This is a genomic window from Pinibacter soli (assembly GCF_029961145.1).
GTDB lineage: Bacteria > Bacteroidota > Bacteroidia > Chitinophagales > Chitinophagaceae > Pinibacter > Pinibacter soli.
Genome location: NZ_JASBRG010000003.1, coordinates 110,496 through 123,796, shown reverse-complemented (window position 1 = coordinate 123,796; position 13,301 = coordinate 110,496). Strand labels below are relative to the sequence as shown.

Below are 13,301 nucleotides of genomic sequence, written 5' to 3'. Positions count from 1 at the left end.
TAATCAAACGATATTATGGAAAGAAACATGGCAAGGTTTAATGTTATTGAAGATGCGGTGAGCCTTGAAGAGATAGTTTCATTGATATTAGCAAGTTTGCTCGGAATTGAGAAGGACACGTCAAAAAGCTTCGGTAATACAAGTCAAGCTCTGAGTTTTAACAGTAAGATTAACTTATTGACCGATTTGAAGTCCATTGAAAAGGATTCCGCAGCAAAATTTGTTCATTTTGCGCAGATCAGAAATCAATTTGCGCACAATGTATATGCGATTAATTTCGTGAACTGCTTGGCTGATAATGAGAGCTGTAAGAATTTTCTAAAGAAAAACTATAAAGAATTCTTTGATGAGCATCAACAGGAGGAAGTCCAATTAGAACAAATGTATCATGCATTGTTTAAGGATTTGATGAGCATTTTACAACGATCTTATCAGTTAAAATTGAAATAATCACATTTATTACAAGCTTTCTTCCACAAAATTGGTTAGTCGCAAACTTGTACTTAAAAAAATGTCCTAGATTTAAGGACATTTCGTTTTAAAAAATAGGACATTTGGTTTTGCCGCTTATAAATCAGTATCGAGGTTTTCACTTTTTACTTTTTACTTTTTACTTTTTACTTTTTTCCCTCCTCCTGTTTCCATCATTTTCATCTGCGCGACAAAGTATGTGCATGCAGCAATGAACAAGATATCTCACACAACTCCTCCCTTCGAAGCCTTTACAGCCGAGCCTTTTGAGCATTTTAAACAACACCATTTAACAAACAAAAATTTATGAAAAAGATAATCTTCAGCGTTCTGACTATTTCAGGAATGCTATTCGCAAACGCATCAAATGCACAGAATCAATACATCGCGTTATCAGGCAAATCTTACGATCCTAAAACAGAATCAGCAACCAGCAGTTCTGCAGGAATGAACACTTTAGCCTCAACCAATCCCAAAGCCTATAAAACCTTTATAAGCCAATACAGCAACATTTCTGATATCACAGTAACTGAAGGCAAAAAAACCAGCACCGTAGTTTTCAAAAATGCTGGAATTCTTACCCGTGTTTGTTACAATATGAAAGGAGAATGCCTGAACACCATTCGCTACTATGATGCTGCCAATCTTCCTCAAAGCGTGAAAGATGCTATCAATACTGACCATCCGGGCTACTCAATATTTGGTGTTACAGAAGTTACAGTTAACCATAAAACAGGTTATTTAGTTAAAATAGAAAACGAGAAATACTGGAAATCAGTAAAAGTTGTCGATGGAGAAACTGAAGAAACAGAAAAATTTACAAAAGCTAATCCATAATATACAAATCAAGTTTTGTCCCTTCTCTCCTCCCCTTACCACTTCAAGCCATTCATCTCTCCGAATGGCTTTTTTGCTTTTTGAAGCTTGCACCAACTAAGCAAGTGTACGATGTACGGTATACGGTGTAAGAAATTGTTTACAGTATTGCTCTGGAATAAAATTCGTACATCGTACTCATTACACCGCACATCTTAATTTCCTTCGTACATCTTTTTGTTTATTTTTACCGCAGTTAAAAACTCATTATGATTCAACGTATACAAACGATCTGGCTGGTACTCGCCGCCATATGCGGATTTGCAATGTCACGCGTACCTTTATTCGATGCGACTTTGGCTGATAATTCAAGCCGTATTGTTTTTGCTTCGGACCACCTTGTTGTTTTCGCACTCAGCATAGCTGTTGCTTGCATGTCAACAATCGCTATTTTCCTGTTCAAAAAAAGAACAACTCAGTTTAAACTCGCAGTCGTTGGCATTTTACTTTCAATTGTTGTTGTTGGGTTAGAAGTATATTATATAAATTCATTCAAGCAATCAACTCCAATAATAAAAGGAACTTACAACGTCGGAGGATTATTGCCCATCGCAATGGCAATATTTCTTTGGCTCGCAGCCGGCGGAATTAGAAGAGATGAGAAATTGGTGAAAAGTTTGGATAGGCTTCGTTAATTGAAAATTGAAAGTTGAGAATTGAAATGGCTTTGTATACCAGAAGCATTACTATTTTCAACCTTTGTCAAATACAAAAAGGCTCCGATAAACCAGGTTTATCGGAGCCTTTAAATTTTATCGGGATTGAAAACAATTAGAATGTAAGTATCAAAAGCATTTTCAACTTTCAATTCATCACATGTATCCCAAAATCTTCAACATGCTTTGAGCGCTCTGCTCTTTCGCGTACACCCAATCCGTTAGTTTGCCGTTCTTATCATAACCCACAATAACGTGCTTTGGAGAAGGGATCAAACAGTGTTTAATACCACCATATCCACTGATCTGATCCTGGTAAGCACCCGTGTGGAAGAACCCAACATATAGAGGTTCATCCGGCGTTACTTTAGGCAGGAACACCTCGTTGATGTGCTCTTCAGAATCATAGTAGTCATGACTATCACAGGTAAGTCCGCCCAAGACGACTCGCTGGTACTCCGCGTTCCATTTGTTAATCGGCAACATCAGGAAGCGCTCACCAATACCCCAGGTATCAGGCAATGTGGTAATGAAAGATGAATCGATCATATACCATATTTCACGGTCGTTTTGCGTTTTCTGAGCAATTACACTGTAGATATGCGCCATGCTTTCACCAACTGTGAAGCTTCCAAACTCCGTGTAGATGTTTGGCATTGGCACTTTAGCTTTTTTGCAGGCGTTTTTAATGGTGCCTACAATTTCGGTTACCATGAACTGGTAATCGTAGTTAAAGCCCAGGGAATGTTTGATCGGGAAACCGCCGCCAATATTGATCGAATCGAGCTCAGGACAAATTTTCTTCAGCTGGCAGTACAGGTTCACCACCTTATTCAATTCACTCCAGTAGTAGATGTCATCTTTAATACCCTTATTCAAAAAGATATGAAGCATCTTCAGCTGGAACTTGTTTTCGTAGCCTTCGATGTTGTCTACATAAAACTCCAGAATGTCTTTCGCACGTATACCAAGTCTCGAAGTATAGAATGGGAAATTCGGCTCTTCTTCCGCCGCTACACGAATACCCATTTTGAACGGAACTTTCACAGATTTTCTGTAGGCATCCAATTCTTCTTTATTATCCAGCACCGGGATCACATTCTTAAAACCTGTGTTCAACAAGTTCGCAATGCGCCTTGTGTAGGTTTTTTGTTTGAATCCGTTGCAAATGATAAAAGTATCTTTTGTAATCTTTCTGCGCTGGTAAAGCTTTTTGATGATCTCAATATCATATGCATAAGAAGTTTCCAAATGAATATCATTCTTCAAAGCCTCTTCTACGATAAATGAGAAATGCGAACTTTTAGTGCAGTAACAGTAATAGTATTTGCCTTCATACTTATGCTTCTTAAAAGCGTTGGCAAACATATCCTTGGCCTTGTTGATCTGCTTACCAATTTTCGGCAGGTAAGTAAGCTTCAAAGGAGTACCGTACTTTTCGATCAGCGCTTTCAGATCGAGGCCATTAAACTCAAGATACCCATTATCAACATCAAAACCTTCCTGAGGAAAATTAAAGGTTTGATCCACTAACTCATAATAAGTTGTGTTGTTCTCCAATTGGCGATAGATTAAATGTGAACAATGTTTTTAAAAATCGTTTAGCCCTTTTGTAAGGGTTTTGAAAAAACTTCACAAAAGTAACTGTTTGAATGATTTAAAAAACAAAAAAAACCGGAGTATACATAAATGTAACTCCGGTTTCTTCTTATAGTAAGAAATTCATTCTTATTTTACTGAATTCACCAGGTTTTTGAAAGACTCTGGATTGTTCATTGCAAGGTCAGCAAGTACTTTTCTGTCAAGTGTGATACCTTTTTTGTTCAACTTGTCGATGAAAGTAGAGTAAGTCAAACCTTCTTCTCTTACTGCTGCGTTGATACGAGCGATCCACAAAGCGCGGTATTCTCTCTTTTTAAGTTTACGACCTACATAGCTGTAAGTAAGACCTTTTTCTACAACGTTTTTGGCAACTGTATAAACGTTTTTACGTTTGCCATAGAAACCTTTCGCCTGGTTAAGGACTCTTTTTCTACGTGCACGTGATGCTACTGCATTTTTTGAACGTGGCATATCTGAATGATTTTAAAGTTTTAATTAATTGGTTACGGGAAAATTACTTAAGACGTAATAAACGTTTAACGAAGAAAGTGTGTGAAGCACTTACAACTCCATCCTGACGCAAAGAACGTTTACGTTTTTTAGATTTTTTTGTAAGGATGTGACGTTTGAAAGACTTTTGGTGAGTAATTTTTCCAGTAGCCGTTACTTTAAAACGCTTCTTGGCACTAGAATTTGTTTTTACTTTAGGCATTTTATTACCATTATAAAAGTGATACCCTGCTGGCGGTCCCGAACAGACGGAACTCTTATGGAGCCTTGTGGGCAATACAAATATGTAGGTACATATTTGGGAGTGCAAAAGTAAGGTAATTAATTAAGAATTAGGAATTAAGAGTTAAGAATTTTTCAAAGCAGGCTAACCTACATCATCATAAAACGTTCATTTTGTACACTTTATGCAAAAATCATAGTTTCCCTCTACAAAAATTTCTCTCTTTTTTGACATCGGCTGCACACAACTACTGGGCTGTCGTTGCGTCGCACACTTGTACAGTAGTAATTCTATTCGCCAATACGGAAGTTTGATCACATGAGGTAATCAGGAATTTAGACAATTCCTAGTCTTTAATTCCTAACTCCTAAATAAAAAAGCCCCTCGCGGGGCTTTTCACTATTCTTCAGCTTTAGCTGGTTTCTTTTTCGCTTTAGGCGCCCAAATGGCCAGCATTCTTTTGCCTTCCATTTTCGGCATACCTTCAAGTGCGCCGAATTCTGCGAGACGCTCCGCAAATTTCAGCAGGAGAAGCTCTCCTCTGTCCTTGAACTGGATCGCACGGCCTTTAAATTGTACATAAGCTTTCACTTTGTTGCCTTCTTTCAAGAAGGTTTCAGCGTGTTTCGCCTTGAAGTTAAAGTCGTGATCGTCGGTATTTGGAGTAAAACGAATCTCTTTCACTTCAGAAACTTTGGCTTTCGCCTTCATTTCTTTCTCTTTCTTCTTCTTTTCGTATAAAAACTTGTTGTAATCGATGATTTTACAAACAGGAGGATCTGCATTTGGAGAAATCTCTACTAGGTCCATTTGCTGGTCTTGCGCCATACGTAATGCTTCCTGGATGGAATATACGCCTACTTCAACGTTGTCTCCAACTAGCCTCACCTGTGGCACTCTGATCATGTGATTAGTGCGGTGTTCCTGCTGTTGCTCCTTCTTAAAACGGGGGTTAAAACCTCCTCTAGAAGATGGTCTGGGTGGAAATGCCATATTATTTTGTCCACTACCTGCTGTCGGCAGCACAGGGGCGTTTGTGGAATGCTTTCATTTTAATTTTAAAAATCTGCCGCTTAGTCAATCGTTAAGACAATTCTGAAACCAAATTGTTCGAATCGCCTCTTTGTACTTAAAAAATCGTTCCAAAAATACAAAAGAAAACTAATTTATTGCCACGAACTTTTTTGACCAATTAAGAATTAGGAATTAAGAATTATGAATTCTTTCTGTGACACCCCCTAACCAGTTTCTGAAAACTCTGGTTGTGACACAATTGTAGCGGATCTTGCATCGGGAACAATTCTTAATTCTTAATTCACAACTGCCTTATTCTTCATTTCTTTTCTCCTGAATCTCTGCTACAGCGTCCGCGATAAAGTCTTCCACTGTTTTAACGCCTGAATCACCTTTACCGTGTCTTCTGATCGCTACTTTGTTTTCGTTCACTTCTTTTTCGCCAATTACCAGCATATAAGGCACTTTCATCAATTCTGTGTCGCGGATCTTCTTACCTATTTTTTCATTTCTGTCGTCAATTTCTGCTCTGATTCCGGCTTTTTTCAGTTTTTTCACCAACTCTTCTGAATATGGGAAAAATTTATCGCTGATAGGCAAAACTTTAACCTGCAAAGGCGCCAACCATAATGGGAAACGACCCGCATAATGCTCCAGCAGGAATCCGATGAAGCGCTCATGTGTACCTAATGGCGCACGGTGAATGATCAATGGAATTTCCGGTTCATTGTTTTGATTAGTGAATGAAAGATTGAAACGGCGCGGCTGTGCAAAGTCAACCTGGTTTGTAGCCAATGTAAATTCTCTACCAATAGCGCTCCAGATCTGTACGTCGATCTTAGGGCCATAAAAAGCACCCTCGCCTTTTACCTCAACGAAAGGAATATTGCTTTCAATCAACACATTTCTTACCATCGCCTCTGTTTCAAGCCACAATTCCGGCTCATTCACATATTTCTGTCCCAATTTCTCAGGATCATGTAGTGATAAACGCATCACATATTTCTCAATACCGAATATTTTGAAATATTTCTGATACATATCATTCACCGCTCTGAATTCTTGTGCGAACTGTTCTTTAGTGCAGTAAATGTGAGCATCGTTCATATGCAGACAACGCACACGCATCAAGCCAAACAATTCACCACTTTGCTCATAACGATAGCAGGTTCCGTACTCTGCAATTCTGTACGGCATTTGGCGGTAGCTCTTTGGCTCTGCATCAAATATTTTGTGGTGATGCGGACAGTTCATTGACTTCAGATAATATTTTTCGCCGTCCATTTCCATTGGAGGGAACATACTGTCGGCATAATAAGGCAAGTGACCACTTGTTATGTACAGGTTTTCTTTTGCAATGTGAGGAGTTACCACGCGTTTGTAACCTGCATCTTCTTCAGTTTCCTTCGCCAATTTTTCCAACTCTTCAATGATAACGGTACCGTTTGGCATCCATAAAATAAGACCCTGGCCGATATCATCATTTGTGGTATAAATACCTAGTTCTTTACCCAGCTTGCGGTGATCACGTTTTTTCGCTTCCTCCAGCATGTGGAGGTATTCGTCCAGTTCTTTTTGGTTAGGAAAAGAAACTCCGTACAACCTTGTAAGTTGTTTATTTTTCTCATCACCTTTCCAGTATGCACCGGCGATATTTGTTAGCCTGATCGCTTTGATCAAACCTGTTTGCGGAATGTGGGGCCCGCGGCACAAGTCTGTAAATCCGCCTTGCGTGTAGAATGTGATGCCACCATCCTGCAGATTGCTCAGCAAGTCAAGTTTGTATTCATCACTTTTATCTTCAAAATATTTTACTGCATCCGCTTTGCTGATCTCTTTGCGGATGTAAGGATTGTTTTGTTTTGCAAGTTCTGCCATTTTAGCTTCCAGCTTGCGCAGGTCCTCTTCAGTAACCTGTTTGCCGCCAAAATCTATATCGTAGTAAAAACCGCCTGTTTCCAGTGAAGGACCAACCCAAAATTTCACACCCGGATATAAAGCCTCAACTGCCTCTGCCATCAAGTGTGCAGAAGAGTGCCAGAAAGTAGCCTTGCCGTCTTTATCGTCCCAGGTTATCAGTTTCAGCGTGGTGTCGTTGTAGATAGGACGCGTAGCATCCCACACTTCTCCATTTACGTTTGCTGCCAATACTTTTCTTGCTAATCCTTCACTAATGGATTTTGCAACGTCCATCGCTGATGTTCCTGGCTGATATTCTCTTACCGCGCCATCCGGAAATGTTACTTTTATCATTGGTTCTTTGTAAGTTTTTTTGCTGCTAAGACATAGTTGTTAGTCGTTGGGGGTAGTTGTTAGAATTGATCCATTTTCTAACTCCTGGTTCCTAACTTCTAATTTCTCTCAAATAACAGGGCTGCAAATTTACGAACTATTGGCTGATTAAAATTCTTCAATCTTTAAAATTGAACCTGGGGATTTTTCGCTTCGCGAATACTAACATGTCGCCCCTCTGGGTTCGTATTTGATTGACCAGATTATTTTCCCTTTTTGCTACTAACGTACCGCCCCTCCGGGGCTTGTCTTATTTTCGAATGTCTACTATAAAACTGCTGGCCTTTTTTACAATTTCAACCTATGGTTCCAATGCCCCGGAAGGGCGGCACGTTAGTAGCAGCAAAACATTACGAAAATTAACGAAATGTTTCGTGGATTGTTTTTTGTGCAAATTGTTATGAGAGAACTTTTTCCGTAATTTCAGAATATGTTTATGCGATCCGTTATTGTAGTCTTTTTACTGAGCCTTATCCACTGTGCGGTGGCACAGGATATTACCGGTATTTGGCGGGGACACTTCAGCGATAACAACCGGATGAATCAGATTTTAAATATCGATGACCGCTATAGATTTGAAGTACAGATCGCACAAACAGATAAGAAACTTCAAGCCATTACCTACTCTTACAAGAACACAGAATTTTATGCAAAGGCTTCTGCAACAGGAAGCATTAATCCAAAAACAGGAAAGGTTCGGGTACTGGAACTTAAGATTATTGAAGTCCGCAAGGGAATGAACACGATGGTTTGCAGCATGGACTGCATGCTGACATGGACAAAATCCGGCGACGAAGAATTTTTGGAAGGCACTTTTGTGGCAATGAATACTTTGGATAGCAGTTTCTGCGGCCGAGGCACTGTTTTCCTTCGAAAAGAGGCTATTTCCGATTTTTATAAAGAACCTTTTGTTGCGCGTAAAGAAAAAGAAATCGCGAAAAAATTAGCCGCTGTAAATGCAGTTCCAAAACCTATAGATACTGTGCAAACCAAGCCTGCGCCGGTTGCTAAAACAAAAACGGCACCAGTTGCCAAAACATCTCCAAAACCAGCGACAGGTACGCCTGCAAAAAAACCTGCAACTAAGGAGGCTGCACCGATAGCAAAAGCCGCACCTCCCAAAAAGCCGGAGACAAAGCTAACACCACAAGAGATAGAACCTATTTCCCGACCAGACACGCCTAAAAAAACAGTGGTCGTTTCACCGGGTAAAAGCTTTTCAACAAATATTCCTTCTGTGATCAAAAACAGGGAAAACGAGGTGACAAAAACAATTATCGTTAAGAGTAACGAGGTTGATCTGTACATTTACGATAATGGTACCATTGACCATGATACCATTTCGGTTTACCTGGATAACAAATTGGTAGTATCTCACAAAATGTTATCACTCGAACCAATCATTGTGAAAGTAAAACTTGATACAACAAACAATTATCATGAAGTGGTGATGGTGGCAGAAAATCTTGGTGATATACCTCCCAACACTTCGCTTATGGTGGTAAAAGCAGGCGATCAACAATATGAAGTACGCATTAGTTCAACGGAACAGAAGAATGCGGTTGTGATATTTAAGTATGCGGGGGATTAACAGTAACTGAATAACTGAATTCTCATACGATTACTTAACTGCGAATATACCTAACCGTTACCATTAACTCACACCTGTTGGCGTGTTTCAAAAAATAATGGCATAGAAAAATAATATAGTGCGCAGTGTAAGACGTCTACTTTTTTAACACTCCCTAAAGCCTTCTTTAAACTCAACAATAACTTTTCTTTTACCATTTCCTTTGAAAGCGTGTTGAGCAATTAATTACTTTTAATGGTATCAAACCATGATTAGAAAACACCCGCTGGCATTTACCATCATTGCATTGTTTTGTTGTTGTGCATGTACTGCGCAGGATCTGGCAGGGATCTGGCGGGGATCGCTTATCCAGGATTCCGGCGGCTGTTTTCCCGTGTACAATATTGAAATGCAGATCAACTTTGCCAATAATAATTTGCAAGGCAAATCCTATGATTTTTATGATACCGAAAGACTGGTGCAGTTATCTTTCTCAGGAAAGTTCAATCCGCTTTCAAAACGGATTGTCATCATTGAGAACAAAGTAATTCGTTATAGCATTCCTTCTGACTGTGTTCCGTGCATTAAAACTTACATGCTGCAGTACGATTCAGCCAACCACGAAGAAGTTTTGAAAGGTGAGTTTAAAGGTTATGCGATGGATACAAAGCAGCCGTGCCCTTCCGGCAAGATCATTTTACGACGTGCTACTACACCTGTCTTTAAAACCGATATTGACCAAAGCGACGAATTGGCCCAGCTACAGGAAACCGTTCAACTTAAGCCTCGTAAAAAGGAACTGGAAAAAGAGCTTGTGTTTCATACTCCTACTATTAAAATTCAACTGTACGATAATGCAGAACTTGATGGCGATACAGTAACCGTATTACTAAATAACCGTCTGCTGCTGTACAAAAAAATGCTCACGGACAAGGCACTTAACCTCGAAGTAAATGCATTTTCTGACGTAGACTACGAATTGATTATGTATGCCGATAACCTCGGCCGCGTGCCACCAAATACAGCCGTGATGGTGATCACCGCCGGCAAGCAGCGATACGAGGTACATATGACGTCTACGCTGGAAAAAAGCGCGGTAGTGAGGTTCAGATACGAGAGGGAGAAATAACTGAATAACCGAATAACTGAGTAACTGAATAACTGAAAGTTTCCATTTTTAAAGGCCTTTTAGCATTTCAAACCTATCAGTTATTCAGTTACTCAGTTATTGACTACTTCGCTCATTATCAATCTAAAGCAAATGCAACAATTACAGATCTCCGCTGCATTTTCTTTTTTGCATTTTCTTTCTTATCTTATAGCAACTAAAAACAAAAGGGATTGCTATGAAAAAAGTATCAGACATTTTAACCCAAAAAAAGTACACTTTGATTGCTGTCACGCCAGACACTACAGTGCTGGAAGCGCTTAAAGTGATGGCAGAAAAAAACATCGGATCCGTATTGGTGATGGAAGGTGATGAATATTTCGGACTGCTCACCGAACGTGATTATGCACGTAAAGTGATCTTGAAGTCAAAAGCTTCTACCGACACAAAGGTCTATGATATTATGTCAATCGGCTTGCCGAGAATTACTCCCGATAATTCTATTGAGGTGTGCATGCATTTAATGAGTGAGAACAATATCCGCTACCTGCCTGTATTTGAGAACGATAAAGTAACTGGTATTATTTCTGTGAACGACGTGATCAAAGCGATCGTTTCACATCATGAAGAAACTATTGCTCATTTAGAGAGCTATATACACAGTTGAAAATTGAAAGTTGAAAGTTGAAAATGCAGAGTGCGTTTACTCAAATTTTCGATTGACCTTCAAACAATTTAAAAAGGACTTCAATAAGTCCCATTTTCAACTTTCAATTTTCAATTTTCAATTACCTTCTACTATTTTCTCTTTCACCAAAACCAAGTCCTTCATATCAACCTGCATAGGTAGCAAGCCGATCTTCACAACGGCTTTTTTGCCGCGTACTTCAAGAACTTCTCCTACCTGGTGATTCTTTTTCATTTTTACTTTGCTGCCCACGGCGATCTCCCCCTGCACTTCCGCAAATTTTGATTCCACTTTTTTCTGCAATTTGTTCACCACTTTTGTTTCATCTTTCTTGAACAAAAGGGCGAACATTTGCTTCATCACTTTTTCCTTGTCATCCGTTTTTTTCCACTCGATCAGTATCTGTTTTATTTTACGATCCATGTCTTTCAGATAAGCGATGCGGTCCTCGGTTATCTTGTTTTGTTCTTTTAAAACTTCTACCTGCTGGCGATGACGCTCTTTGTCCATTACCTGCTGCATTTCTTTTTTCAGCTTCTCATTTTCGCGAAGCAAATGATTCAGCTCTTTTTCTTTCTTCTCAAGATCGCGGAGGTCCTGCTCTGTTGCATTGAGCAATTTATCCAAACGGAAATGATCTTCATCTACCATTTTTCTCGCACGGGCAATCAATGATTTATCAAGACCAATTCTTTCAGCGATAGAGAAGGTGTATGAGCTTCCGGGTTTGCCAACGATCAGTTTATACATCGGCAGCAAACTGGCTTCATCAAAAGCCATTGCGCCGTTTATAATACCCGGCGTTTTATTCGCCATTACCTTAAGATTAAGGTAGTGCGTAGTAACTATACCGAACGAATGCTTGCGGGCCATTTCTTCCAAAATTACTTCTGCAAAGGCGCCACCAAGATTCGGATCACTACCGCTTCCCAACTCATCGATGAAGAACAAAGTTTTTCCATTTGCACTTTCTATGAAATACTTCATGTTCTTCAGGTGTGAACTATAGGTGCTCAACTCAAATTCTAAACTCTGTGTATCACCAATGTGAATCATGAGTTGCTTGAAAATACCCATTTGCGAAGATGGATGTACAGGCACCAGCAAACCGGCTTGCACCATCATTTGCAATAATCCCACGGTTTTTAAAGTAACCGTCTTACCACCGGCGTTAGGTCCGCTGATCACCAATATTCTGTTTTTCTCATCCAACGTTACAGCAACCGGAATGGTTGGTTTGCCAGATTTTTTATTGTACAAAAACAACAGCGGGTGCATGGCTTGTACAAGATGCACATGGGCTTTGTCGTTTACAACGGGATATTCGCCATTATAGTCAATCGCCAGTTTTGCCTTGGCGCGAATGAAATCATATTCGCCCACAATGTTGTGATAGTGCTGCAGCAACGGCGCATGAACAGAGAGTTTGGAAGTAAGCTCACGCAAAATGCGATACACCTCACGGCTTTCTTCGTGCTCCAGGGAAAAGACTTCGTTGTTCAGTTCAATTGTTTCTTCTGGCTCAATAAAGGTGGTGCGTCTTGTGTCGCTTTCGCCATGCAAAATACCTTTCACCATTCTTTTTTGCTCCGCAAAAACGGCAAGGACTCTCCTTCCATTAAGGAACGCTTCTTCAATGTCGGCCAGATATCCCTGCTTGTTCAGTTTGGAAACGATCTTGTCGAACACACGACGCAAGTCAGTCCGTTTGCGGTATAGATTCATTCGAATACGCTGCAGGTCCTCAGAGGCATTATCCAGCACATTACCATTGTCATCCAGTATTTCGTTGATGTGTTGTTGAATGGCTTTTTCATAATGCGAACCTTCAATCACTTTTGCTAATGCATCGTAAACTTGTCTTCTTTCTGCATCGAACCAGCGGAATATATTTTGAATGCTCTCCGACAGTTTTTTTATCTGCATGAATTGATCACCGCTGAGCACAGCCCCCGGGATCCCCAGCAACTTCAGGTCCTTCGACAGGTTCAGTGTGTAATCATTAGGAAAATAAATGCCATTCAACACCAGTTGCCTGTATTCATGGCTTTGTTTTAATTCAACCTGTATGAATTCATTTTTTGTATGTATGCGTAATTGCTCAGCTTTCTTTTTTGCGTACTCACTTTTGCAATGTGCCGTCAGCAAGTCCTTTACTTTATCAAATTCCAATTGGTAGACGGCCGATTCCGGAAATAATTTCAACTGCTGTATAATTTAGGCTGCAAATTTCGGCCAAAGTTTATTATAATTGACATACTTTTTTCAGGAATTAGAAGTTAGGAATCAGG

At 39.8% G+C, this 13,301-nt stretch carries 12 protein-coding genes; 6 read left to right on the top strand and 6 right to left on the bottom strand.

Features of this window, described 5'->3' with window-relative positions; genetic code table 11:
• Positions 1-15: 15 nt before the first annotated feature.
• The 3 genes from QJ048_RS04980 (at position 16) to QJ048_RS04970 (ending at position 1,982) form a co-directional block, all read left to right on the top strand.
• Entirely contained in the window at positions 16-450 is a 435-nt protein-coding gene (locus QJ048_RS04980; RefSeq protein WP_282333227.1) for a hypothetical protein, read from the top strand.
• 327 nt (positions 451-777) lie between these two features.
• Positions 778-1,308: a hypothetical protein gene (locus QJ048_RS04975; RefSeq protein WP_282333226.1), complete on the top strand. Its 531-nt coding sequence runs from the start codon at positions 778-780 to the stop codon at positions 1,306-1,308.
• A gap of 248 nt (positions 1,309-1,556) precedes the next feature.
• On the top strand, positions 1,557-1,982 hold the full coding sequence (locus QJ048_RS04970) for a DUF4293 domain-containing protein (protein WP_282333225.1): 426 nt from the start codon (positions 1,557-1,559) through the stop codon (positions 1,980-1,982).
• Between the two features lie 177 nt (positions 1,983-2,159).
• Here QJ048_RS04970 and QJ048_RS04965 read toward each other — a convergent pair whose 3' ends face one another.
• From QJ048_RS04965 to thrS, 5 genes are all read right to left on the bottom strand, one after another.
• A complete protein-coding gene (locus QJ048_RS04965; RefSeq protein WP_282333224.1) occupies positions 2,160-3,563 on the bottom strand; it encodes a type III PLP-dependent enzyme domain-containing protein in 1,404 nt (467 codons plus the stop codon).
• 168 nt (positions 3,564-3,731) lie between these two features.
• A complete protein-coding gene (gene rplT, locus QJ048_RS04960) occupies positions 3,732-4,076 on the bottom strand; it encodes a 50S ribosomal protein L20 (RefSeq protein ID WP_217789580.1) in 345 nt (114 codons plus the stop codon).
• A gap of 43 nt (positions 4,077-4,119) precedes the next feature.
• The gene (rpmI, locus tag QJ048_RS04955) at positions 4,120-4,317 is read right to left on the bottom strand and encodes a 50S ribosomal protein L35 (RefSeq protein WP_282333223.1); all 198 of its coding nucleotides are present in this window, start codon (positions 4,315-4,317) and stop codon (positions 4,120-4,122) included.
• A gap of 420 nt (positions 4,318-4,737) precedes the next feature.
• A complete protein-coding gene (gene infC / locus QJ048_RS04950; RefSeq protein WP_217789582.1) occupies positions 4,738-5,331 on the bottom strand; it encodes a translation initiation factor IF-3 in 594 nt (197 codons plus the stop codon).
• Positions 5,332-5,664: 333 nt separating this feature from the next.
• Positions 5,665-7,605, bottom strand: coding sequence for a threonine--tRNA ligase (gene thrS / locus QJ048_RS04945; RefSeq protein WP_282333222.1), 1,941 nt, complete (start codon positions 7,603-7,605; stop codon positions 5,665-5,667).
• 475 nt (positions 7,606-8,080) lie between these two features.
• Here thrS and QJ048_RS04940 point away from each other — a divergent pair, with 475 nt between their 5' ends.
• The 3 genes from QJ048_RS04940 (at position 8,081) to QJ048_RS04930 (ending at position 10,989) form a co-directional block, all read left to right on the top strand.
• Positions 8,081-9,235, top strand: coding sequence for a hypothetical protein (locus QJ048_RS04940; RefSeq protein WP_282333221.1), 1,155 nt, complete (start codon positions 8,081-8,083; stop codon positions 9,233-9,235).
• 247 nt (positions 9,236-9,482) lie between these two features.
• Positions 9,483-10,343, top strand: a complete 861-nt coding sequence (locus QJ048_RS04935) for a hypothetical protein (protein WP_282333220.1) — start codon at positions 9,483-9,485, stop codon at positions 10,341-10,343.
• A 217-nt stretch (positions 10,344-10,560) separates the two neighbouring features.
• A complete protein-coding gene (locus tag QJ048_RS04930) occupies positions 10,561-10,989 on the top strand; it encodes a CBS domain-containing protein (RefSeq protein WP_282333219.1) in 429 nt (142 codons plus the stop codon).
• Positions 10,990-11,106: 117 nt separating this feature from the next.
• On the opposite strand, the gene QJ048_RS04925 is transcribed toward QJ048_RS04930, so the two are convergent.
• A complete protein-coding gene (locus tag QJ048_RS04925; protein ID WP_282333218.1) occupies positions 11,107-13,215 on the bottom strand; it encodes an endonuclease MutS2 in 2,109 nt (702 codons plus the stop codon).
• Between the last annotated feature and the right edge of the window lie 86 nt (positions 13,216-13,301).